Below are 488 nucleotides of genomic sequence, written 5' to 3' on the forward strand. Positions count from 1 at the left end.
TCGAGATGTTCGAAACCGCCTTCGCTGAACACGGCAAACCCGCTGCGGTGCACGCGGATTCGGGGCCGGCGATGCGCTCAAACGCACTCAAGAATCTTCTCGCCGACCTGGGCGTCACCCAGACCCACAACCGGCCGCGGGTCAGCAACGACAACCCGTTCTCCGAATCGGAGTTCCGCACGATGAAGTACCGGCCGAACTACCCCGGAACCTTCGACACCATCGAGCAGGCCCGCGCATACATGGCCTGGTACGTGCCCTGGTACAACCAGAACCACAAGCACTCCGGCATCGCCCTGTTCTCACCGGACGACGTCCACGCCGGCACCTGGCATCAACTCTGGGAGCAGCGCAACAACACCCAGCAGGCCTACTACGCAGCCCACCCCGAACGATTCCGCCGGCACCCACAAACCCCCGCCCCCAGCGACACCGTCGGCATCAACCTTCCCAAGCCCGAACGACTCCAGGCAGCTTGACAACGCCCG

The 488-nt window shown here is 64.1% G+C and carries 1 protein-coding gene; it reads left to right on the forward strand.

The window, feature by feature from the left end:
• Window positions 1-479 (forward strand): transposase (locus ACZYY4_RS23040; RefSeq protein WP_463812336.1); only part of this gene is annotated, 479 nt, incomplete at its 5' end.
• Window positions 480-488: the final 9 nt, after the last annotated feature.

Source organism: Mycobacterium sp. IDUB_21 (assembly GCF_055419425.1).